Annotated in this window: 16 protein-coding genes; 12 read left to right on the forward strand and 4 right to left on the reverse strand. The window is 51.6% G+C overall.

Features of this window, described 5'->3' with window-relative positions; all coding sequences use genetic code 11:
• Window positions 1–24: 24 nt before the first annotated feature.
• Window positions 25–4,872 carry an NAD-glutamate dehydrogenase gene (locus tag ABD892_RS24860; RefSeq protein ID WP_345199000.1) on the reverse strand — a complete coding sequence of 1,616 codons (4,848 nt, stop codon included), beginning with the start codon at window positions 4,870–4,872 and terminating at the stop codon, window positions 25–27.
• Between the two features lie 218 nt (window positions 4,873–5,090).
• Here ABD892_RS24860 and ABD892_RS24865 point away from each other — a divergent pair, with 218 nt between their 5' ends.
• The 9 genes from ABD892_RS24865 to ABD892_RS24905 all read left to right on the forward strand — a co-directional run bounded on the left by ABD892_RS24865 (window position 5,091) and on the right by ABD892_RS24905 (window position 14,774).
• Window positions 5,091–6,050 carry an AAA family ATPase gene (locus tag ABD892_RS24865; protein ID WP_345199002.1) on the forward strand — a complete coding sequence of 320 codons (960 nt, stop codon included), beginning with the start codon at window positions 5,091–5,093 and terminating at the stop codon, window positions 6,048–6,050.
• 14 nt (window positions 6,051–6,064) lie between these two features.
• Window positions 6,065–7,015, forward strand: a complete 951-nt coding sequence (locus ABD892_RS24870) for a DUF58 domain-containing protein (protein WP_345199004.1) — start codon at window positions 6,065–6,067, stop codon at window positions 7,013–7,015.
• The gene (locus tag ABD892_RS24875; RefSeq protein ID WP_345199005.1) at window positions 7,012–7,512 is read left to right on the forward strand and encodes a DUF4381 domain-containing protein; all 501 of its coding nucleotides are present in this window, start codon (window positions 7,012–7,014) and stop codon (window positions 7,510–7,512) included. The genes ABD892_RS24870 and ABD892_RS24875 overlap by 4 nt, the downstream gene beginning before the upstream one ends.
• Window positions 7,505–8,524 (forward strand): vWA domain-containing protein, encoded by a 1,020-nt coding sequence (locus tag ABD892_RS24880; RefSeq protein WP_345199007.1) that lies wholly within the window; start codon window positions 7,505–7,507, stop codon window positions 8,522–8,524. Before ABD892_RS24875 ends, ABD892_RS24880 begins: the two co-directional genes overlap by 8 nt.
• Window positions 8,525–10,387: a vWA domain-containing protein gene (locus tag ABD892_RS24885; protein ID WP_345199008.1), complete on the forward strand. Its 1,863-nt coding sequence runs from the start codon at window positions 8,525–8,527 to the stop codon at window positions 10,385–10,387.
• Window positions 10,381–12,144 carry a BatD family protein gene (locus tag ABD892_RS24890; protein WP_345199009.1) on the forward strand — a complete coding sequence of 588 codons (1,764 nt, stop codon included), beginning with the start codon at window positions 10,381–10,383 and terminating at the stop codon, window positions 12,142–12,144. The genes ABD892_RS24885 and ABD892_RS24890 overlap by 7 nt, the downstream gene beginning before the upstream one ends.
• Before the next feature lie 205 nt (window positions 12,145–12,349).
• Window positions 12,350–13,249, forward strand: coding sequence for a 3-hydroxyisobutyrate dehydrogenase (gene mmsB / locus ABD892_RS24895; protein WP_345199010.1), 900 nt, complete (start codon window positions 12,350–12,352; stop codon window positions 13,247–13,249).
• A gap of 114 nt (window positions 13,250–13,363) precedes the next feature.
• Window positions 13,364–14,131: an SDR family oxidoreductase gene (locus tag ABD892_RS24900; RefSeq protein ID WP_345199011.1), complete on the forward strand. Its 768-nt coding sequence runs from the start codon at window positions 13,364–13,366 to the stop codon at window positions 14,129–14,131.
• 217 nt (window positions 14,132–14,348) lie between these two features.
• Window positions 14,349–14,774: a hypothetical protein gene (locus ABD892_RS24905; RefSeq protein ID WP_345199012.1), complete on the forward strand. Its 426-nt coding sequence runs from the start codon at window positions 14,349–14,351 to the stop codon at window positions 14,772–14,774.
• Window positions 14,775–14,861: 87 nt separating this feature from the next.
• Here the strand turns inward: ABD892_RS24905 and ABD892_RS24910 are convergent, their stop codons facing one another.
• Complete coding sequence (locus tag ABD892_RS24910; RefSeq protein WP_345199013.1) at window positions 14,862–16,592, reverse strand: amidohydrolase; 1,731 nt, start codon at window positions 16,590–16,592, stop codon at window positions 14,862–14,864.
• A 297-nt stretch (window positions 16,593–16,889) separates the two neighbouring features.
• On the opposite strand from ABD892_RS24910, the gene ABD892_RS24915 reads away from it, so the two are divergent.
• The 3 genes from ABD892_RS24915 to ABD892_RS24925 all read left to right on the forward strand — a co-directional run bounded on the left by ABD892_RS24915 (window position 16,890) and on the right by ABD892_RS24925 (window position 20,645).
• Complete coding sequence (locus ABD892_RS24915) at window positions 16,890–19,064, forward strand: ricin-type beta-trefoil lectin domain protein (RefSeq protein WP_345199014.1); 2,175 nt, start codon at window positions 16,890–16,892, stop codon at window positions 19,062–19,064.
• A 402-nt stretch (window positions 19,065–19,466) separates the two neighbouring features.
• On the forward strand, window positions 19,467–20,201 hold the full coding sequence (locus ABD892_RS24920; RefSeq protein ID WP_345199015.1) for a DUF2927 domain-containing protein: 735 nt from the start codon (window positions 19,467–19,469) through the stop codon (window positions 20,199–20,201).
• 147 nt (window positions 20,202–20,348) lie between these two features.
• A complete protein-coding gene (locus tag ABD892_RS24925; protein WP_211830515.1) occupies window positions 20,349–20,645 on the forward strand; it encodes a cold-shock protein in 297 nt (98 codons plus the stop codon).
• A gap of 723 nt (window positions 20,646–21,368) precedes the next feature.
• Here the strand turns inward: ABD892_RS24925 and ABD892_RS24930 are convergent.
• Window positions 21,369–21,566, reverse strand: a complete 198-nt coding sequence (locus ABD892_RS24930) for a hypothetical protein (protein ID WP_345199016.1) — start codon at window positions 21,564–21,566, stop codon at window positions 21,369–21,371.
• A gap of 568 nt (window positions 21,567–22,134) precedes the next feature.
• Window positions 22,135–23,316, reverse strand: coding sequence for a formate-dependent phosphoribosylglycinamide formyltransferase (gene purT, locus ABD892_RS24935; protein WP_345199017.1), 1,182 nt, complete (start codon window positions 23,314–23,316; stop codon window positions 22,135–22,137).
• Window positions 23,317–23,473: the final 157 nt, after the last annotated feature.

Here is a 23,473-nt window from a genome sequence, read left to right on the forward strand (position 1 = left end):
CTTATCATTTTTAATCAAACTACTTTATTGACCACAGCTCTGGGATAAAACCGCCAACTCCTGCGCAGCCACCATATACATGGCCAGCTCATCGTTGTTACTGCCGGTCTGCAGCTCGCCAAGAATACCCATCCAGCGATCAACCAGTGGCTGATTCTCACCAATCCAGTTATCCAGGCGGGCAGGCAGGTCACCGGATGCATGTTGCATTTTCAGAAGCGCCACAGTCAGTGAACGTTGCTGGAACGATAACTCGTCACGTACACTTTCCCGCGCCAATGACTGCCAGTGGTTCCCCACATCCAACCGATTCAGCTCCTGGTAGAACCAGTTCAGCTCCAACCGGTCCCCCACTGCAAAGAACATGGCAGCGACGCGCTCCAGCGGCTGTCCGGTCTGTTCGGCGGCCTGGATAATCGACAGGAAACTGAACATATGACGCAATCCTGCAATCACCCTTGCCAAGGCTTCAGGAACGCCCTGTTGGGTATATTCCCTGACACCTTCTTCCCAGCGCTTGCGCATGGCACCGCTGAGCAGCGTATCGTGCACCTTCATCAGCACCTGGATACGAGAACCATAGTACTCCACGGCTTCCCGGGCAGGGCGTTCATGGACCTCTACACGTAGCAACCAACGCGTCGCGCGGCGAAGCAGACGCAGGAATTCCATCATCATCCGCTGCTGCAACGTGGCATCAAGCTGGTAATCCAGCTGTTCGATCTGCTGCCAGTAGTTTTCCATGCCAAAAATATCACGGGCAATCACAAAGGCCCGGGCAATGGCAGCCGCATTCGCCCCTGTCGACTGCTGCATGCGGTTTATGAACGTGATACCCATGGTATTGATGATGCTGTTGGCAACCTGGGTCGCCACAATCTCGCGGCGCAGACGGTGATTCTGGATCGCATCGCCAAACTGTTCCACCAGCGTGGCAGGGAACGCCGTTGTTACCGCCTGCGCCAGATAATCATCATCTGGCACACGGGAGTCCACCAGCTGTGCTTTCAGGTCTGCCTTGCTGTAGGAGATCAGTACTGACAGCTCAGGGCGTGTCAGGCCGGCATTTGCGGCGATACGCTCATTCAAGCCTTCATCATCTGGCAGGAACTCAATGGCTCGATCAAGCTTCCCCCGTGACTCCAGGTAATGGATGAAACGCTTGTATTCTTCCATTTTTTCCCGGGCTTCCAGCTCTGCCAGGGAGATCGCCTGCGCCTGACGGTAGTTATTACCCAGCACCAGCTCCGAAACCTCTTCGGTCATGGATTCCAGCAACACATCCCGTTGCTTGCGGGTCATATCACCACGAGCCACCACTTCATTGAGCAGAATCTTGATATTGACCTCATGATCCGAACAGTCGACCCCGCCGGCATTATCAATAAAGTCCGTATTCATTTTCCCGCCCTTGAGGGCGAAATCGACCCGGCCCAACTGCGTCAGCCCGAGGTTCCCACCTTCCCCGACAACACGGCAATTCAGCTCATCGCCGTTGATGCGCAAGGTGTCATTGGCACGGTCACCCGCATCCGCATGGGATTCAACACTGGCTTTAACATAGGTGCCAATGCCGCCATTCCAGATAAGATCAATGGGCGCACGAAGAATGGCACTGATCAATTCCGTCGGCGTCAGACGCTGTTCACTGATACCAAAACAGGTCTGCATCTGCGGTGTGATCTCAATGCTCTTGGCACTCCGGGAGAAGACACCGCCCCCTTCTGAGATCAGTGAATGGTCATAATCTTCCCAGCTGGAACGGGGCAGATCGAAGAGTCGTTTACGCTCCTGCCAGGAGGCCATCGCATCCGGATTCGGATCCACAAAGATATGCAAATGGTTGAATGCTGCCACCAGTGCGAGAGACTGGGAAAGCAGCATACCGTTGCCGAAAACATCCCCACTCATGTCACCAATAGCAACGACACTGACCCGGTCTTTCTGGATGTTGATGCCCTGTTCCCGGAAATGCCGTTGTACCGACACCCAGGCGCCTTTTGCGGTAATGCCCATTTTCTTATGGTCATAACCGGCGCTGCCACCCGAAGCAAAGGCATCGCCAAGCCAGAAGCCGTAACTTTCAGCAATTCCGTTGGCGATATCGGAGAATGTTGCCGTGCCCTTATCCGCGGCAACCACCAGATAATAATCATCCTCATCATGACGGACGATCCGGTCGGGATAGACCACGTTTCCATCCACCAGGTTATCCGTGACATCCAACAAGGCCTGGATAAAAATCTTGTAGCAAGCGATCCCCTCAGCCATGATGCCATCACGGTCACCCGAAGGCAGATGCTTGGGTACAAAGCCGCCTTTGGCCCCGACGGGTACAATGACCGAATTCTTCACCTGCTGTGCCTTGACCAGACCCAAAACCTCTGTACGGAAATCTTCCACCCGGTCTGACCAGCGCAGGCCGCCCCGCGCCACTTTTCCACCTCTCAGGTGAACACCTTCAACGCGCGGAGAATACACAAAAATCTCAAACATCGGTGCGGGCTTCGGAATATCCGGAATGGCTTGCGGCGAGAACTTAAGCGCCATGTAGTCCAGCGGTTCACCCTGAGCATCCTGGCAATAAAAGCTGGTGCGCAACGTGGCACAGATGACATCCACAAACCGCCTTAATATGCGATCCTGACTCAGGACGCTGACATGCTCCAGTGCCTCAAAGATGGACTGACGAATCGACGCTTCACGCGCATGACGCTCAGACTGGTCCAATTCAAGATCTGGATCAAAGCGTGCTTTAAACAAATCCAGCAACTGGCGGGTTATCGATATATTGCTGTAAAGCGTTTCGGCGATGTAATGCTGACTGAAACCGAACCGAATCTGTTTCAGGTAACGGGCATAGGCACGGAACATCATCACTTCACGCCATTCCATGCCGGCGGCCAGAACCAGTCGGTTAAACTGGTCATTTTCCGCCTGCCGGTACCACAGTTTACGGAAGGCTTCCTGAAACAGACTGGCCACTTTCTGAATATCAACGTCCTCAGCCCCCTGAGACAAATCCAGGGAAAAGTCATGCAGCCATATCGAATCGCCCGTCGACTTACGGATGGTATAAGGGTATTCCCCCACCACCTTAAGCCCCAGGTTTTCCAGTATGGGGATCTGGTCCGCCAACGGTAAGGCTTCACCGAAATGAAAGACCTTGAAATGCAGACGATGATCCTGATCCATCGGACGATGGAAGCTCATGGCAAGTGGGTTTTCGGCATTCAACTTGCGGATATGCTCAACATCCGCAACGGCCAGCAGAGGACTGAATACTTCCTTATAACCGGCAGAAAATCCTTTGGCGAAGTCGTTGATCAGTCGGTTGCCCAGCACTTCGCCGCGGGCTTCCAATACGGCTTCCTTGAATTCATCTTCCCAGGTGCTGGCAGCGCGAATGATTTCCTCGGTAATCACCTGCTGGTTAATCAGGGCTTCTCCACCGGGCGCCAGACGCATCACAAAATGTACGCGAGCCAGCGTTGACTCGGAGAAATAGGTGGTGAATTCACTATCGATGGCATTGAGGCGACGACAGAGGATCTCCTCCATCTTATGCCGAAGCTCAGTACTGTAAACCTCCCTCGGCACATACACCAATGCCGAACAGAACAAGCCGTTACGATCCTTACGGATAAACAGCCGGATCCGGTTACGTTCCTGTATCTTGAGAATACCAATGGCCGTATGAAACAGCTGTTTCAACGGCATCTGGAACAGTTCTTCACGGGGCAGAACCTCAAGGATCTGGGCCAGCTCCTTGCCATGATGCGTACTGGGATCCAACCCGGAGCGCGCCGTAATCGCCGCCATCTTCCGACGCAGTACTGGGATACGCCAGGGGCTTTCCTTATAAACCGGTGAGGTATAAAGCCCCATGATCCGGCTCTCACCGGTCACATTACCCTTCTCATCAAAACGCTTGATAATGACAAAATCCGGGTAGGCGGGGCGATGAACACTGGAGCGGAACGCAGCCTTACCAAAGGAGAGGACCGTTTTATCCGTGAAAAAATCCCTGTCGATATAAGGTTCGGCCGTATCACTGGCATTCTCATCCGAACGATGCGGACGCAACAAACCAATACGGGATTCCATGGGTTTGCGAATTCGGCGCTGCCCATCCTCGTTGCGAACCTCTACTTCCTCATAGGCCAGGAAGGTGAACTTGTTATCCAGCAACCAGGTCAGATAGGCGACGGTTTCGCTGATTTCCTCGTTTTGCGGCATCGCCGACAATTCATCCACCAGCGCCTTGACCTTGGCACAGATGGGTCGGTAACCGCTGACCGCCAGCTTCACATCCCTTAAAACGGCTTCCATATCCGCCCTGAGTGCATCCAGCTCTTCAGCGCTTTCCAGACGATCGACCTCAATGTAGACAAACGCCTCACGTCGTGCCGCGCCATTATCGTGATTAATGGTGCTGGTTGGCTCCAGATGAATTAACTCGTGCTGCTCATCACGGGTGATCAGAGCGACGCCATTACGAATATGATGAATCGTTGAGCCCCGTTCATTCAGTCGCATGCGCAGTGAATCAACAATGAAGGGCATATCTGGATGCACCAGCTGCACAATCGTATGTGTTGAATGCCAGCCATGGTGCTCATGATCAGGATTGAAGACATCGATCTGGGGCGTCTTGAAATCATGCGCCCGGAGAAACCGCCAGAAAGCCAGCGTACAGCCGGAAAGATCCCGTTGACGGTATGACTTCAGGTCATCCATTGACGTGATATTAAAGAAAATGTCCAGAAAGGCCGTAAAACTTGAAGCATGCTCACTGGCAACCGTGCTGGACAACTCCTTGCCCAGTGCAGCAACAAACTCCTGTTTATTATCGGCGTACAGATGGCTCATACAACTCAATCCCTGATCAGTGGCACGCTATAGAAAATTATATAGCCTGCAACAATGGCCAGCGGTTTTTGCGGGACTTATGTACACTAAATGGAACTTTTCCGTCATTCTGTTGTCGGAAATGGCTAAGACTTGAAAATTCTGCCCGCGGGACACATTAAAAAGGTATTCCGCGCTTCTACCATCTACAGGCACCATTTACAGGAAAACGCATGTCGATGTCGCCCTTCACAGCCCTGAACCAACTTAACGACTACCTCAGCAAGGTCATTATCGGCCAGGAGCATCTGCTGGAACGCCTGCTCATCGCCTTGCTCGCCGATGGCCACCTACTGGTCGAAGGTGCACCAGGCCTTGCCAAGACCAAGGCAATCAAGGACCTGGCCCGCGGGCTTGAAGCTGAATTCCAGCGCATCCAGTTCACGCCAGACCTGCTCCCGGCAGATATCACCGGAACAGAGATTTATCGCCCTGAAGATGGCAGTTTCCGGTTCCAGCAGGGACCGGTCTTCAATAACCTGGTGCTGGCAGATGAGATCAACCGGGCGCCCGCCAAAGTACAGTCCGCCCTGCTGGAAGCCATGGCTGAGCAACAGGTCAGCGTCGGCGGTACCACACACAAGTTGCCATCACTTTTCATGGTTATGGCAACCCAAAACCCGATTGAGCAGGAAGGCACTTATCCGTTACCTGAAGCTCAGCTCGACCGATTCCTGATGCATGTGCGGATCAGCTATCCAAGCATGGCTTCAGAAAAAGCGATTCTGCAGCTGGCCCGTGGCGAAGCCCTGCACCACGATATCCAGCCACCAGCCCATATCGCTCAGGAAACCATTTTTGCAGCTCGCCGCGCAGTGCTTGAACTGCACATGGATCCGGCAGTTGAGGACTACATCGTTCAGCTCATTGATGCCACCCGCCGCCCCGGTGCCTACCGGGAAGAACTGGGCAACTGGCTCGACTACGGCGCTTCTCCCCGCGGTACCATTGCCCTGGATCGCTGTGCCCGCGCCCATGCCTGGCTGAATGGCAAGGATTTCGTCAGTCCGGACAATGTGCAGGCCATCGCCCATGATGTGCTTCGTCACCGGATCATCCCCAGCTACGAGGCGGAGGCCGAAGGCGTCACTACCGACCATATCATCGACCAGTTACTGGCCCGAGTTGCCGTATCCTGAGCGGAGGACGCTTGATGAGCGGCGCTTACACCAGCCTTGAGGAACTGGCCCGACTGCATGTTTCCGCCCGCCGGCTGCCCAGCCTGCGACAGGGAACCGCACAGGCCCAGCAAAGTGGCGGTCTTGCCTCCCGACTTCGCGGTCGAGGCATGGATTTTGATGAATTCCGCAACTACCAACCGGGCGATGATATCCGCACCATTGACTGGCGGGTCACGGCACGGTCCGGCAAGCCTCACACCAAGGTATTTCGTGAAGAACGTGAAAAACCGGTCTTCTTCCTGTTGGATCAGGGGCAGTCCCTGTTCTTTGGCAGCCAACTGAATTTCAAATCCGTGACGGCCGCTGAAACCCTCGCACTGCTCGCCTGGCAGGCGCTACATCGTGGTGACCGTGTGGGCGGTTTTCTCTATAACGACACGGAACACCATGAATTCAAACCGCGTCGGGACAAAAAAGCCGTACTGCGATTGCTTCAGCAGGCAACAGACATGAATCTCGCCTTAAGCCTGAAGCCCGTTAAAAACACCTCAGGGGAAAACACGCTGGTCCACGCACTGAGGCAGACCCGCCGCATCGTAAAACCCGGTGCTTTAATTGTGATGATCAGTGATTTTCAATCCATGGATGATCATTGCCAGCGCCAGCTCTCACTGCTTCACCGGCACAGTGAAGTACTCGCTATCCAGATTCAGGACCCCATGGAATCGAGCCTGCCACGGGATGGCCTGTATACCATTACCGATGGCATCCGAACCCGTCAGCTGGACACCCGTTCAACACAGAACCGTACCCAGTATGCCCAGGAAGCCACGTCCCGGCAGGAACATCTGCAGAACACGATGAACCGACTGCACATCCCTCTCCTTTCACTGAATGCTGCGTTACCGACGGACAAGCAACTGTTTGCTGTTCTTCAAGGTACGCCGACACCTCGTCGACGCCAGGAGGAGGATGCCCGGTGAATCCAACGGATCCCCTGCAGCAGGCGCTGGAAGCACTTCGCCCCAACCATCTCCCTGATCCGGTGACCTGGTGGCCACCCGCTCCCGGATGGTGGCTGGCAGCGCTCATTGTTCTGGCTGGCGTCGGAATTTCTGCATTCTTACTTTACCGCCACTATGCCCGTAACCGTTATCGCCGGGCAGCTTTACAGGAAAGCCAGAATATCGCCGCAGCGCTGGAAAACGGCGAAGACAGCCATGCGTTTGTCAGCGATTTAAACCGGCTCCTGAAACGAGTGGCGCTGTCAGCCTGGCCACGGGACACCGTTGCCGCCCTGCATGGTAATGCGTGGCTCGATTTTCTTGATAAAACGTCTCGTTCGAACGATTTCACTACAGGACCGGGGCAGGTCTTTGGCGATGAACGTTTTGCCCCCGGTGTGCACACGCTGAACCAAACTGAGATTGATCAACTTCAGCGTCTAGTCGAACGCTGGATAAGGAAACACCATGTTTGAGTTGTACTGGCCCTGGGTATGGCTGCTATTGCCACTGCCACTGCTGGTTTATCGGTTCACACCACCAGCGGACGAGCAGCATCAGGCCGCGCTTCAGGTTCCGTTTTACCAGCAGGTGGAACAGGCGTTGCCGGGCGATAGTCCAGCCCATCTGATCCGTAACCTGTGGCGGAAAGGATTACTAATAGTCACTTGGCTATTGCTGTTACTGGCCGCCAGCCAGCCACGATGGGTAGGCGACCCTGTCAGCCTGCCGGTCACGGGCAGGGATCTGATGATGGCCGTGGATCTCTCCGGCAGTATGGAAATTCAGGATCTTGAACTGCAGGGTGAAGCGGTGACACGACTGGATGTCATCAAACATGTGGTCAGCGATTTTGTGATGCAACGCAAAGGGGATCGTCTGGGCCTGATTCTGTTCGGCACGAATGCTTACCTGCAGACACCCTTGACCTTTGACCTGAAAACCGTCCAGACGCTGTTGAATGAAGCCACTATTGGTATTGCCGGTGAAAAGACTGCGATCGGTGACGCCATTGGTCTGGCCGTTCGCCACCTGCGCAAGCGACCCGAAGACCAGCGTATCCTGATCCTACTGACCGATGGCGCCAACACGGCCGGCGAAGTATCACCCGATCAGTCCGCCGAGCTGGCAAAAGAGGAAAAGGTGCGCATTTATACCATCGGTGTTGGCGCGGATGAAATGATCCAGCCCGGCATCTTTGGTTCCAGTTTTGGCGCCCGGCGCGTCAATCCCTCTGCGGATCTGGATGAAGATATGCTGACCAAGATCGCAGACCAGACCGGTGGTCGCTACTTCCGTGCGAGAAATACGGAAGAGCTGCAAAAGATTTACGGTCTGTTGAATCAACTGGAACCCGTTGAGCAAAGCAAGGAGACCTTCCGCCCCGTGCAATCGCTGTATTACTGGCCACTGGCTGCAGCCCTGCTCTGCAGTTTTGCGCTGGCGCTGTCCTTTCTCCTGCCCACCCTTCGCCGGAGGGCTCGCTGAATGGACGCACTGGTCACGACGCTGGCGCAGTTTCACTTCATCCGGCCACTCTGGTTACTGATGCTGATTCCAGCAGCAATAACCGGCTACCTCCTTTGGAAACGTCAAACACAGTCGGGTAGCTGGCAGAAAGTTATTCCCCGGGAACTTCTGCGCCATTTGATGCCCATCAAGCCCGTTGGCACCAGTCGCTGGCCTTTGATTGGCCTGACACTCGCTTGGGTGATTGGCTCAATCGCTTTGGCAGGGCCAACCTGGCGGCAAATCTCAACACCGGTTGAAAAGAGCCTGGCACCGCTTGTGTTGGTCGTGGATCTGTCCCGTTCCATGCTGGCGGCAGATATCCAGCCAGACCGGCTGACCCGAACCCGGCACAAACTGCTGGATATCCTGAAAGAGCGCAAGGAAGGACTAACGGCACTGGTCGCGTATGCCGGTGACGCTTATACCGTAGCGCCACTCACTGACGATAATGGGACACTGGCAAACCTGGTGAAAGCACTATCGCCTGACATCATGCCGGTGCCCGGCAGCAACCCGGCCAGCGGCATTCGACAGGCTGTCGACCTGCTAGCACAGGGTGCAGGGGAATCAGGATCACTGCTGCTATTAACGGATGGCATGTCAGCCTCTGAGCTGACCGCCGTCAACAAAGTACTGACGGGTACGAACCATACACTCAACATTATCGGTGTCGGCACAGCAACCGGTGCACCAGTCCCTGATGCTTACGGTGGGTTTGTTCGCGACAGCAAGGGCGCCATCGTCATGAGCCGGCTGGATGCATCACAGCTCCAGACACTGGCTCAACAACACCATGGCCAATATCGCACCATGAGTATTAACGACAGCGATATCAATGCCCTGCTTCCCAAGCCCAACACTTTCAGTAAAACCGTTGCTGTCGATCGCCAGTTTGATCGCTGGCATGACGAAGGCTTCTGGCTGGTACTGCTATTACTGCCGGTCGCCGCACTGGCTTTCCGGCGCGGATGGGTACTCCCCATTATTCTTACGACAACGCTGATCCAACCGGATACCAGCTATGCAGATGCCTGGAACAATCTGTGGGAAACCCCGGATCAACAGGCCACAAAATTACTTCAGAACGGAAAGGCAGAAGAAGCCGCTGATCTGTTCACAGATCCACAGTGGCAAACCGAAGCCCAGTATCAGGCTAAAGACTACGAAGCCGCCGCTAAAGGATTTTCGGAATGGGACAATGCCGATGGCTTCTACAACCAAGGGAACGCGTTGGCCCGAGCCGGAAAACTGCAGGAATCCCTGGCCGCCTATGAAAAAGCACTGGAACTGTCGCCCGACATGGCCGATGCCAAGAGCAATGCTGAGTTGGTAAAGAAACTGCTGGAGCAACAGCAACAGCAACAGCAACAGCAACAGCAACAGCAACAGCAACAGCAACAGCAACAGCAACAGCAACCAGATCAGGGTGACGATCAGGAAACCTCCAGTAAACAAACCGGAGATCAGGAAGGCGATCAAAAACAGAATGAACAGGAACGTTCTGATTCATCGCAGGATCAGTCAGCCAATGACGATAAAGACACGTCAAATCAGGAAAGCGCCTCAGAGCAGGTGCAAAAACCCAGGCAAGACGAGCAATCCTCAGAGCAAGAGCAAGCTGCGCAATCTCCGACTCAACCTGCACAACAGGATGAGCAATCCCAAGACGATCAGCAGCCCTATGCGACGGATCAACGACAGGAAAACACCCAGTCACGCCAGGAAGTCGAAAACTGGCTGAGACGCATACCGGATGACCCCGGCGGTCTGCTGCGCCGGAAGTTCGAACAGCAGCAACAGCAACGCCAACCCGCTCCCCGGGGAGAACAAACATGGTAAGGAAGACTTTCATTCCCTCACTGCTGTCCGTCCTGATGACAGCGCTACTGATGCTTTCAGCCACACCGGCACTGGCTGCGTTTATCGCCAGTGTCGACCGGAGTGTTATCACCCAGAACGAAACGCTGGAACTGACCCTGCGGGTGGACAGCCAGTCGTTCCGAAGCCAGCCGGACACCACGCCGCTAAAGAAAGAGTTTGATATTCTGGGCAACCGGCGCAGCAGCCAGTTCCAGATGATTAACGGCAAAACTGAATCCTGGACAGACTGGATAATCACCCTAGCACCCAAGCGCACCGGTGCCATCACAATTCCAGCCCTTTCCTATAACGGCGAAACCTCTGAACCGATTCATATTGATGTTCGTCATGGCAACACGACCGCTGGCAGCACCAATAGCGTTTCACCGGTCTTCATGCAGACGTCATTGAGTCGTCAGGAGATATATATTCAGCAGCAAACCGTGCTGACCCTGAAAATTTATTACAACACCCAGCTAGTCGGCGACAGCAGCCTGACACCACTGGAAGTCAATGGCGCCATTGTCCAGCAGTTGGGCGAAGTCAAAAAATACGAAGAGTTGGTTAACGGCCGTCGCCACGGGGTGTTTGAAGTGCAATATGCCATCAACCCCCAGGAAAGCGGTACGCTGACGATCCCGTCGCTTAGTTTCACCTCCAGCATTGCCGCCGGCAGTGATCCATACAATAACTTTTTCTCAATGCAACGTGCCCGGCCGGTGCGCGCACAGTCGGCAGATATCAAACTGGACGTCAAACCAGTACCTAAAGATTACCCCGCTAACACCCCCTGGCTCCCCGCCAGCAATCTGCGTCTGACCCAGAAATGGAGCAGTAGTCCGGATAGCCTTAAGGCTGGCGATTCGGTTACCCGAACCCTCACGATCGAAGCGGAAGGACTTACTGCAGCCCAGCTGCCGCCTGTGACGCTACCGACAATATCCGGCCTGAAAACCTATCCGGATCAGGCACAGAATGAAGACCTTTCAGGCCCGGAGGGGATTACCGGGAAACGCACGGAAGCCATAGCGCTGGTCCCCACACACGCGGGCACTATGACACTGCCGACGGTTAAATATACCTGGTTCAACACCACCACAGGCAAAGTTGAACAAGCGGTATTGCCGGCAACAACGATTACCGTTGCCCCCGGCAATACTCTGATAACACCTTCTCAGCCAGTGCCAGCAGCGACCACTAACACTTTACCGGACAGCCTCTCAACGCCAACAAATGTCCCTCTCGATTTAGGGGCTCCCATCACCAAACAGGGGACAACCTTTCCCTGGATTATCGCGACAGCCGTTTTTGCGCTGCTTTGGCTGGTGACACTCGGCTTATATATCAGGGGTAGGAAGGTATCGATCAGTAATGGGGCTGATAGCAGCCCCTCACCAATGCCATCGGAGAACCTTAGTGAAAAAGCCGCATTCCAGCAGCTGCAACAGGCCTGTCAAAACAACGATCTGTTGCAGATCAAACAGCGATTCATTGTTTGGGCTGGCTGCTTTAACAATCTCGATAACCTTTACAGCCTGTCTGCCGCAGCAAATAGTTTTGGTCATCAGGAATTAAAGGATTTATTGAACAGCCTTGAGCAGTCGCTTTACTCTGGCAAATCTGAGAACGCATTCGACAGTGCTCGATTACAGGCGATAGTGTCCGATTTGCGTAAAACACACGCGCGGCAAAAGAGTGACCCCAAGGATACGATTCTCTCACCGATCAATCCCTGACATATCTTTGTTATCCGGATTATGAAACCACACGTCATAGTCCGGATGTTTTTTGTCTGGTTTATAGACCCTTACAAACATCCAGATAGCTGACAGGAAACAACAGAAATAGCACTGCAAAGACCATACGCTTATAGTTAGATGACGCTTGCCACAACACGGCCGCCGTTCCTGATTGATAGCAACAAGTAAAAGGAGACGCACCATGGCACAGATTGCATTTATCGGACTGGGTAACATGGGGGCCCCCATGGCGATCAACCTGATCAAAGCCGGTCATCAGCTCACGGTCTTTGATCTGAATCCCGATGCGGTGAAAACGCTGTCCGACCAGGGTGCCACGGCGGCAGAACAGGCGACAGATGCTGTCAAAGGGGCGGATGTTGTGATCAGCATGTTACCCGCAGGCCAGCATGTTGAAAGCCTGTATCTCGGTGAAACCGCTCTGCTTAATGCAATCCACACCGATGCGCTCATTATTGACTCCAGCACGATTGATGCAGACACCGCACGAAAAGTCGCTTCGGCTGCCGATGTACAGGGCAAAGCCTTTATTGATGCACCTGTTTCTGGTGGTACCGCCGGTGCTGCACAGGGAACCTTGTCATTTATGATCGGTGGAAAAAAAGCGCATTACGAGCGAGCCATTCCTATCCTGGAAGCCATGGGAAGCAATCTGTTTCATGCCGGTGACGCAGGCTGCGGTCAGGTCGCCAAGATGTGTAACAACATGCTGTTGGCTATCCATATGACTGGCACGGCGGAAGCGCTGGCACTGGCTATCCGTAACGGGCTTTCGCCGGAAACCGTCTCTGAAATCATGCTGAAAAGTTCCGGTAGAAACTGGTCACTTGAGGTCTACAACCCGGTACCCGGCATTATGGAAAACGCGCCAGCATCAAGAGATTACGAAGGTGGCTTTATGGTCAACCTGATGCTGAAAGACCTGAAGCTGGCACTGGATGCCGCAGCATCCTCCGGCGCATCAACGCCCATGGGCAGTTTGGCACGAAACCTCTATAACCTGCATGCCAATCAGACAGACAACAATGGGCAGTTGGACTTTTCCAGCATCTTCCGCCTTTACGACAAAGAACGTTCATAATCACATAACGAGAAACATTGTTGTGCTTTGCACTTAAACGCTGCTGTCACAACAGCAGCGCAGGATTTGGAACAGCCCTGCCACTCTCGATAAGAACAAAACCGAGGTACTGTTATGAGCGAAAATCCGTTCAACCTGAATGGCAAAATCGCCCTGGTTACCGGCGCCAGCCGCGGTATTGGCGAAGCCATTGCCCGACTGCTGGCCCAATACAATGCCCATGTCATTGCCACCAGCCGCAAAGTGGAAGGCTGTGAAGCGGTCAGCCAGAGCATTGTTGAGGAAGGCGGCTCCGCCGAAGCTATGGCCTGCCATATCGGGGATTCGGATGCCATCCGCCAGACCGTCAGCGCCATCATAGAAAAACACGGCCGGATCGATATCCTGGTCAACAATGCGGCGGCCAATCCCTACCTCGGCCCCATTCTTGATACACCAACCGATGCCTTGCAAAAAACCATTGACGTCAATATTCAAGGTTATTTCATGATGTCTGCAGAAGTCGGTAAGGTGATGCGTAATCAAGGCGGTGGCAGCATTGTCAATGTTGCCTCGGTGAATGGCGTGACACCCGGCCCATTCCAGGGAATCTATTCCATTACCAAAGCAGCCGTCATTGCCATGACCAAAGCCTTTGCCCGAGAATGCGCGCCAATGAACATTCGCGTGAACGCACTGCTTCCCGGACTGACGGATACCCAGTTTGCATCAGCGCTTACCCGCAATGACGCCATGCTCAAGCAGATACTGCCCAAGATTCCCATGAACCGTTCTGCCCAGCCGGAAGAAATGGCGGGAACAGTGCTCTACCTGGTATCCGATGCCGCCAGCTATACGACAGGAACCTGTATTAATGTCGATGGGGGGTATCTCACGACGTAATTTCTCAATAAAAAGGGGTCTACTGGACTCCTTTTTATTACACACACTTAAGCGGTTCCCCTTCCTGTCCATCACATTTCTGAATCGTGTCTATTTTCCAATTGATTCGACACAATACGTACTGACACGATCTATACACTTAACACTTTAATCCTTACAGTCCCGCGACAACGTTATTCGATCAATGAAAAAAGACGTCCAGGGATTAATTGAACCTATGAATAAAGTTGTAACCCTTGCACTCTGCATGGCGTTTCTTTCCGGCTGCGCGACCGGCCTGAACAGTTATCAGGAACATGAAATGCGCTATTACCATGCTAATGGCATGTCTGTTGAAGAAAAGAACCCAACAACCGCTGCTGCACTGGGTTTCCTTCCGGGTGGCGGATCATTTTATACTCGCGAACCGGGACTCGGCGTACTGAATCTTCTGACCTGGCCGCTCTCCATCTTCTGGGATCCGGTCAGCGGTTATAATGGTGCATCGTCCATTAACTATTACGCGACCAAGGCAAACATCAAGCGTCTCAAAAACAAAGACCTGCGTCGCCTGGAAGAAAAGCTGCAAACCAAAACCATCAGCATGGAACAATATATGCTGGAGAAGCGTCGCATTGATGACAAATATGATTTCGAAGTGTGATCACACTGTTTTAAAACGCTGAAACAAACGTGCGACTTTCACCCGTCGCACGTTTATTAATTATTCTGTTGACTTCGAAGACAGGGATTATTTGTTGCTGTTATAGACTGGAACACCACCGATCCATGTCTGCTCAACCGCTAATTGATGTAAGCGACTTGCATTGACTAACGGGTTATCTGATAACACAACAAAATCCGCATACTTGCCCGCTTCCAGTGATCCCCGATTATCTTTCTGAAAGACCTGCCATGCTGCATCTATCGTGATAGCACGCAGAGCCTGCATGACACCAATCCGCTCTTCAGGTCCCAGCACCTCACCACCACTGGTTTCCCGTTGAACCGCTGACCACGCCAGCAACAATGGCTGGATCGGCACGACCGGGGTATCCAGATGAATACTGTAACGCACCCCATATTCATCCGCAGATTTCAAAGGACTGATCCGTGCGGCGCGTTCTGCGCCTAAAAACAGAGCGTTATGGCGATCCCCCCAATAGTAGACATGCGCAGGAAAAAAGCTTGGCGTCACGCCCAATGACTGCATCTTTTCGAGCTGATCATGTCGGCTCATCTGGGCATGCACAATCACATGACGGGCATCCGATCGAGGCGACGCATTCTGCGCCGCTTCCACTGCTGACAGCACATTATCAATCGCAGCATCACCATTCGCATGCAACGCCAGCTGCCACCCTTTGTCATGCCATTCTGAGACCAGCCGACTCAATTCATCCGCTCTCATGACCGGTTCACCTCGAAAATCTGCAGCGCGTTGAGAAGGCGTCTGGTGATAGGGTGCCGAGAGATAACCCGTATACCCCTGGATTGATCCGTCGGTTGTCAGCTTCAATGCACCTAGGGACAACTTATCGGATTGATGACGTGCAATCTTTCCGGCATCGATTGCTTTGGCGAGGTCAAGGTCCGGCCAGACAATAACACGTTGCGGTATGACGCCCAGCCGTGACAGCAGGTTCAAGGGTCGATAAAAGGATTCCGTCGCCTTGCCACTCTGTACAGTCGTTACGCCTTGGCTCACATAGTCATCGACGGATGTCTGTACAATAGTGAGGTTCTTGAGGATCGAAAAATCAAAGGCCATATCCCGCACAGGGTCATGCGCCGTTTCAAGTAGCAGGCCAGTGAATGCACCCGAGGCATTTCGGACAATTTCACCGCCATCAGGATTAACCGTATCTTGATCGATCCCGGCGATGGTCTGCGCTTGCGAGTTGATAACGGCCATATGGGCTGAGACATGAAGCACAAAAACGGGATGTTCAGTGGATACCGTATCCAACTCTTCTCGCGTCATGAAACGATGTTCGGCCACCAGGGAATCATCAAAACCATAACCAATCACCCATTCACCCGGTGGTATCTCACTGGCACGCTGTCGGAGACGTTTCAGCACATCGCCAATCGTCAGCACTGTGCCAACTGGAGGACTACTGACATCTTCTGCAACCGCTTTCAGGCCGCTACCGGGGAAATGCCCATGTGCTTCGATGAAACCCGGTGTTACCGTTTGCCCATGCAGATCAATGATATTTGCCTGTTTGCCTGCCTGCTGCAAGATCGCCTGAGTCTTTCCGGTGGCAACGATACGATCACCTTTCAGATGCATCGCCTCAAGGACCGTATTGTCATCATCCATAGTCAGGATATGACCGTTGATGAATACCTGCTCGCCAACAGGCTGCGGGTTGAGATAGAACCAAATACTGCTTGCCACAACGGCCAGTAATGCAACCAGCCCGCCCAACACGGACAACAATCCCACCATCCAACGACGCCTCTGCATTCCAGGCATAACTCCACCTTTTTTATTATTACTTGCAGGAAAACACGCCGTCCGAGTGTAACGATGTGATGCTGCCTCGAGCAAGCAGAGACCACACCATCCTGGAGCGCTATTCGCAAGATCAGGCACCTTCCTCATGGCGCAGAACACTTTTGATCAGCAATCGAAAATCTGTAATAGTACTAACGTGCATGTTTTGCTGTTTGACACGCCACCTTGGTTGGCAACCCGAATCCCGCCTGTATCGGTCTTTCTCGCCAACCCACCCAACCATGACAAGAACAATAACATTGGAGAGAAACAGCCATGTTTCGCAATCGTTGCTGGCGCCTGCTGGCAGTTTGCCTGTGTACCTCGCTTTTTATTGCCGGTTGTAAATACAAGGCAGATAACCCTCGCTATATCACGGATGACCAGGGCCGCGCTCTGATACTCCATGGCCTCAACACCAGCTCAAGCGCCAAGGGGCATCCGGAGAGAATGCCGTGGATCAGTCAGGCTGATGTTGAGCGTGAAACCCGTGACTGGGGCTTTAATTTTGTCCGTTTCCTGATTTTCTGGGATGCCATTGAGCCCCAGCCCGGTGTCTATGATGAAGCCTATCTGGACAAGGTTGCTGAACGGGTCAAATGGTATGAAGACCAGGGGATGTATGTCCTGCTGGATATGCACCAGGATCTTTACGCATACCAGTTTGGCGGCGACGGCGCACCTCCCTGGGCCACGATTACCGATGGTCTCCCGGCAGAGCCCCAATCACCTTGGTGGATCACTTACCTGCAACCTGGTGTCAGCCGAGCCTTTGATCACTTCTGGCGCAATGATTATGGTCTTCAGGACCACTACGCAGACATGTGGATGCACGTGGCCAAACGGTTTAAAGATATCCCCAACGTCATCGGCTATGACCTGATGAACGAACCCTATGGTGGCACCTATGTCTGGCCCGGGTTTGAAACCTTTCAGCTACAACCATTTTATGAGCGGGTGATTAACCGTATCCGTACTGTTGACCAAGACACCTGGCTGTTCATTGAGCCACAGGCGCTGGGTATTAACTTTGGTGTTGCTTCGACCTTGGGCGTTATTGATGATCCCCGCGAAGGTGAAGAGCGACTGGTTTATGCCCCCCACTTTTACCCGCCCTTTCTGCATGAAGGCGGCGCTTACAGTGACGTGGACAAATGGTCGTTTGAACCCTGGGGACGGGAGCGCGTCAACGAGCTGAACAAGATGAATATGCCCATTGTCGTCGGTGAATTTGGTGTGGGAGCCAATCAGCCGGGTGCCGGTGACTTTATTGATGATGTCACCCTGATGGCTGACTACATGGGGTCTGGCTGGGCCTACTGGTCGAATGACCGTGGCGGCTGGTCGCCTACCGACGGTTCCAACAACGAAACCATCGTTGCTGAGCATTTGACCCGCACCTATCCCAGGGCCATTGCTGGCCAGCCGGTTGATTATTACTTCGAAGCTAAAAGCAAAGAGTTCCGTCTGGTCTACGATGAAAAATCCGGTGTAACCGGTCCTACTGAAATCTATATCCCGGCCAGCCGTTACTATCAGGATGGCTGGGAACTCTCGGTGTCTGATCCCGACGGCAGCTGGCACAGCGAGTGGGACAGTGAACGAGAAATCCTGAAGCTCTGGCTGGATCCGGGCCAGTCCCGTCACGAGGTTCGGGTATCCCCAAAATACAAGAACCTGTACATGAGCTATCTGGGCAAATGCATTGACGTCAATCATAGTGGTACCGAGAACGGCACCAATGTCCATCTCTGGAACTGTAATGGCTCCGACGCCCAGGGCTGGGTCATGGATGATGATGGCGCACTACATAGCAAAGTCGATCCCCGGATGTGCCTGGATGTCTCCGGCGCCCTCCAGCATGATGGCAATAACATCCAGCTATGGGAGTGCAATGGTACCAATGCACAGCGCTGGGTACTGGATACCGACAATCGCGTACTTCGAAGCGCACTCAATCAGGGTAAATGCCTGGATGTCAAAGGTGCAGGCTCTGGTAATGGTTCGAATGTGCATCTCTGGAGCTGCCACGGTGGTGAAGCCCAGCAGGTTCTGGTGAAAGCAGAACAACCTGCCGTCTACAAGCCGCTGAAGAGCGGTGAGCGCTGTATGGATATAGCCGGTGGCAATATGACGGACGGCAGTAATGTCCTGCTGTGGGACTGCCACAATGGTGATAACCAGCAATGGCGTTATGAGCCGCTCACTGGCTTCATCCATAGCAAGAAGAATCCGGCTTACTGCCTTGATAACCGGGGTATGGCCTATGATGGCGGTGAAGTCACGATCTGGCGTTGTACGGATTCCGACAACCTGCGTTTTGACTGGTATGGCAACACGCTCCGCAGCCGCCATGACAGCAATATTGCCGTGACGGCAACCAGCCATGAAAATGGTGCGGATATCCGTCAAGCCACGTTTGAAAACCACAGTACACAAAAATGGCGCTAGAACAGAAGCTTTAAGCAGTACCTTTGCCACTCAATAAGAAGCTCCTCGCATGTAGAGCTTCCCCTTTTTTCATAAGGATTAATTATAAATTCAAAGACATATAGACAATTCAATAATTAGGAAGCGTTGATTTCCCTAAAAACGCCATATCCTTTCACTGCAGAATGAAAGGATAAGGCCTTCTTCCAGAGGAGTTGAAGATATAGCAAAACAGTCCTTTCCAGAGCCTCTAAAAATCATCACCACTGAACAGCGGCATCTATAATTTCACAAAAGCTTTATTGCTTATCGGATAGGCAAAAATAAGCATATAAAGTTAAATACATTGAGCAATGGATAATACTAAACGTTATAAAAGGAATGTTGACGTAGATCTATAGAGGTCATTTTTTCAAGGTTGTAATGCTTTTGGCCGGGCTTCTTATGTCCCCAATGTCTGTTGCTCAATATCCCGTCTGGATGGAGTCCGATTATGTTCGTGATGCTTTTTACCGAGTCGCCTTCTTCAATGAGTTTAATGATGGAAAAGAACGCCGCCTGCTGAAATGGACATCACCCTTGCGGATTCATATTTTCAGCGCAATAGGCGATCCCGCACTCCATGAAAAATTGATTCAAGAACAGATGAATATCCTGTCTGAGCATACTCAGTTACCAATGTACATTGAGCCTGAACGTGAAAAAGCCAACGTACTGATCTACTTCATGAACCAGACAGAATTCAATCGGGCTATAAACACAGATAAAAACCCACACCTAAGTCACAGCCTTTGTACATTCAACATTCTGGCTAATCGTAATGGACAAATCGTTAAGGCGTGGATTCTGATCCCTGAAGACCTCGCCCGCTCGTATGGACGGTTGCAGTCCTGTGTCATCGAAGAAATGACCCAGATCATGGGCCTGACCAACGACGTTGATGACTTATATCCCAGTATTTTTAACGACAGCAGTATCTTTCAACAACTCACACCGCTCGACAAATACCTTCTGCACATTCTCTATGACAAGCGCCTCAAGCCCGGCGTTAACTGGAATGAAGTTTTAGACACTATTTATCATATCATACACTCTCAGGTTGATGCTCCACATAACCATACAGAAAAAACGTTATATCTACATACCCAACAGCAATAAGTGATATCTTTCACTTTTATTGGTTTTATTTGCCTATCCATTACTCTCATAAACACTTCCATTGAAAGGAATATCAGATAAAGTATTGCCCCATGGGAGAACTAACGTTATTGTGTTACTGGGAAGCAATAATAATGAGACAGGGATATGGAATATTTAACCGGAACGATCAAGTGGTTTAACAACGCTAAAGGCATTGGTTTTATTGAGCCTGTGGCAGCCTCCGAGAACGAAGACATTTTCGTTCACTATAGCGTCATCATTATGGATGGCTTTAAGTCACTCAAAGCAGGTGAATCTGTTCGATTCCTTATTGGCAAGGGCGGAAAAGGCTACATGGCGACGGAGGTCATTCCAGAAAGCGTATGGCCCAACCGAAACAAACCCGAAGCCGTTATCGTTCGCGAAACAAGAGAAGAGACATCTGACACCGAGGCTGGCTAACGCCAGCCCTGCTCAACAGAAACCTCTATCAGATAACAGAACGGGGTTCGCTTATGACTAAGCGTAATCTTGCAAACAAACGATTCATTCCTCCATAAAATTCAACTATGGAAGACTATACACACAACAATAGCCACTCATCATAACTAACGCGCACTACTTGCCAACTTCACGACTTGCTCATTAAACACCTGAACACATAAAGCAAACCAAAAACCCAAATCACCCGTTAATTATTCATATCAACGAAAACATCAAATTCAGACATAGCAGAACCCACTTAAAAAGCATTTACATCTGAAGGCCTATAATTCAGAAATATTGAAATGATCAACAACACCGGATACTCATAAGTTTCACACACAACAGCATTGCCCCTCAACAATTTTCAGAACCCTCCAGAAAAACAACCCGTCACCCGCCCTCACAGTTGCAAAATATAGTTGAACGTCCTATTTTTTATTTCCATCGACCACCACGTTGCTGGAGGACAAAAGTCAGTAGCGCAAAATCTAGAAGCCAGAGAACAGAACCGTTTTTAAGTACTGACGTTTTGCTTTTTAGAAGGCGAGGTGGGAGTATTTGTTTTGACTTTTACCGAACTGGTACTATGTTATCAGAGGCTCTGTGAACGACGGCTTCACATGGGCTACATGCGCATGTTAACTCTAGCGACTTTAGCCGGGACATTTGTCCCGGCTTTTTTATTTCCTCATGGACGACTCAGTAATTGCCACCACTGCTTCTTGTCAGCCTAACGGGCTTAGCGCCACCATTCTCTTCAAGCTGGTTAGGAATACACTGAACGCGCCCCCCCTGTGCCAGAAAATGCGCAATCTGCTGTTCGAGCATACGGCGCAAATTCGCTTTCTCAACATCCATTCCGAAAAATTCTGTGACAAAACCTTCTGAAACATTCATGGTAACACTCCCTAATCACAGCCTGCTGCAAGACCTCCACTGAGCGTCCGCCTCAGTTGCTCACAGCATGGTGGTAAATGAAAGCATGGATCAGCGCTCCATAACGCCTGACAATCATGCTTCGTCCTTTTGCACTTACAACTAATTCATTGTTTATGCCAAAAACGTTTCATTCCAAAAAAAAAAGCAAAGAGCGCCATAAAACAGGGGCTAGCAACAGTTCAAACAAACGTTTAAATTATTTTTTTATGGTTCACACCAGCTGATTTGTTTCCTGCTCACACGGAGCGTTACTATAGATAAGGGCTAAGTAACAGTAACGTTTACCCAAAAGAAATAAATAGAACCAACGTGCCAAATAATCGCATGACCATTCTCAGTGATAGAACGGCATATCACCACAACCATGGTGCTAAAGATAAGAAACGAAAATCAGACTCATGTATGAACAATGTTTTATTTCAAAAAACATCAGCCTTATTATTCAGTCCGCTTTTCATTTATTGAACATATAGTCAATTATAAAAATTTGACTATATCGTTTTTGCTACACCGCAATAAAGAACACCTAAAGCTCAATATGGATTCGAGAGGTAACCGTTGCCGCTTTTTCAATAGCCTCCTGACAATTATCACCTAACGCCAGCCCAACCCCCATACGTCTCAAGCCATCCACCTCAGGCTTTCCAAATAATCTCAGATCAGTATCAACCTGACTTAATGCATCCGCCAGATTGCCAAACCGAATATCTGCAGATCTTCCCTCAACCAACAAGGCAGACGATGCCCCAGGCCCAAACTGTCGAATATTCGGGATGGGTAATCCAAGAAAAGCTCGCACATGTAATTCAAACTCGGAATAATTCTGTGATATCAAGGTCACCAGTCCAGTATCATGAGGCCGAGGAGACACTTCACTGAAAATGACATTATCGCCACAGATAAACAATTCAACACCAAATAGTCCCCAACCGCCCAAAGCCTCGGTAATGGATTGCGCAACGTTTTTCGACATTTCTAATGCAGCGTCCGACATTGCCTGTGGCTGCCATGATTCCCGGTAATCTCCCCCTTCCTGTCGATGGCCTATTGGTTGACAGAAACTGGTTCCATCACGATGCCTGATGGTTAACAACGTAATCTCAAAATCGAAGTCCACAAATCCTTCTATAATGACACGCCCTTTCCCGGCCCGGCCACCTTCCTGTGCATAATTCCAAGCTTGCTTACAATCATCAGAGTGCTTTACAACGCTTTGCCCTTTTCCTGAAGAGCTCATGATGGGCTTGACCACGCAGGGCATACCAATGGCTTCGACCGCTGTTTGAAAATCGTCCCAATTATCAGCAAAACGATACGACGATGTTTTAAGGTGAAGTGTCTCCGCAGCCAAGCGTCGTATACCTTCACGGTTCATGGTCAACTGGGCAGCCCGAGCTGTCGGTACGACGGTGTATCCCTCTTGCTCCAATGCGACTAATGTTTCCGTGGCAATCGCTTCAATTTCCGGCACGATAAAATCCGGTTTTTCTGTCTCGATCACCGCACGCAGCTTTTCGCTGTCCAGCATGGACAACACATGACTGCGATCAGCCACCTGCATGGCAGGCGCATTGGCATAACGATCCAGCGCCACGACTTCCACACCCAGCCGCTGTAATGCAATAGCGACCTCCTTTCCGAGTTCACCCGAACCACAAAGCAAGACTTTGGTTGCAGAAGAACTGAAAGGGGTTCCCAATGTCATCATGGTTGAATCCGAGTGGCTATCAAATAGCCAACCAGTGTAACGCAATTTTACAAAGAGTATGAAAATTCGGCTTTATACCCTTAAATCCCGCTTAACCTTGGGAATGTGAGCAAGCTGGCCGTACTTTTGGCAACAGAGTACAGTTTTTGCACAAAAC

The sequence above is a fragment of the Kistimonas scapharcae genome, from assembly GCF_039540975.1.
Lineage (GTDB): Bacteria > Pseudomonadota > Gammaproteobacteria > Pseudomonadales > Endozoicomonadaceae > Kistimonas > Kistimonas scapharcae.

What these genes read in the sequence shown, in the direction of transcription:
- ABD892_RS24860 (WP_345199000.1), bottom strand. Translation starts at nt 4,872, where the DNA reads ATGAGCCATCTGTACGCCGATAATAAACAGGAGTTTGTTGCTGCACTG.
- ABD892_RS24865 (WP_345199002.1), top strand. Translation starts at nt 5,091, where the DNA reads ATGTCGCCCTTCACAGCCCTGAACCAACTTAACGACTACCTCAGCAAG.
- ABD892_RS24870 (WP_345199004.1), top strand. Translation starts at nt 6,065, where the DNA reads ATGAGCGGCGCTTACACCAGCCTTGAGGAACTGGCCCGACTGCATGTT.
- ABD892_RS24880 (WP_345199007.1), top strand. Translation starts at nt 7,505, where the DNA reads ATGTTTGAGTTGTACTGGCCCTGGGTATGGCTGCTATTGCCACTGCCA.
- ABD892_RS24885 (WP_345199008.1), top strand. Translation starts at nt 8,525, where the DNA reads ATGGACGCACTGGTCACGACGCTGGCGCAGTTTCACTTCATCCGGCCA.
- ABD892_RS24890 (WP_345199009.1), top strand. Translation starts at nt 10,381, where the DNA reads ATGGTAAGGAAGACTTTCATTCCCTCACTGCTGTCCGTCCTGATGACA.
- mmsB (WP_345199010.1), top strand. Translation starts at nt 12,350, where the DNA reads ATGGCACAGATTGCATTTATCGGACTGGGTAACATGGGGGCCCCCATG.
- ABD892_RS24900 (WP_345199011.1), top strand. Translation starts at nt 13,364, where the DNA reads ATGAGCGAAAATCCGTTCAACCTGAATGGCAAAATCGCCCTGGTTACC.
- ABD892_RS24905 (WP_345199012.1), top strand. Translation starts at nt 14,349, where the DNA reads ATGAATAAAGTTGTAACCCTTGCACTCTGCATGGCGTTTCTTTCCGGC.
- ABD892_RS24910 (WP_345199013.1), bottom strand. Translation starts at nt 16,592, where the DNA reads ATGCCTGGAATGCAGAGGCGTCGTTGGATGGTGGGATTGTTGTCCGTG.
- ABD892_RS24915 (WP_345199014.1), top strand. Translation starts at nt 16,890, where the DNA reads ATGTTTCGCAATCGTTGCTGGCGCCTGCTGGCAGTTTGCCTGTGTACC.
- ABD892_RS24920 (WP_345199015.1), top strand. Translation starts at nt 19,467, where the DNA reads ATGCTTTTGGCCGGGCTTCTTATGTCCCCAATGTCTGTTGCTCAATAT.
- ABD892_RS24925 (WP_211830515.1), top strand. Translation starts at nt 20,349, where the DNA reads ATGGAATATTTAACCGGAACGATCAAGTGGTTTAACAACGCTAAAGGC.
- ABD892_RS24930 (WP_345199016.1), bottom strand. Translation starts at nt 21,566, where the DNA reads ATGAATGTTTCAGAAGGTTTTGTCACAGAATTTTTCGGAATGGATGTT.
- purT (WP_345199017.1), bottom strand. Translation starts at nt 23,316, where the DNA reads ATGATGACATTGGGAACCCCTTTCAGTTCTTCTGCAACCAAAGTCTTG.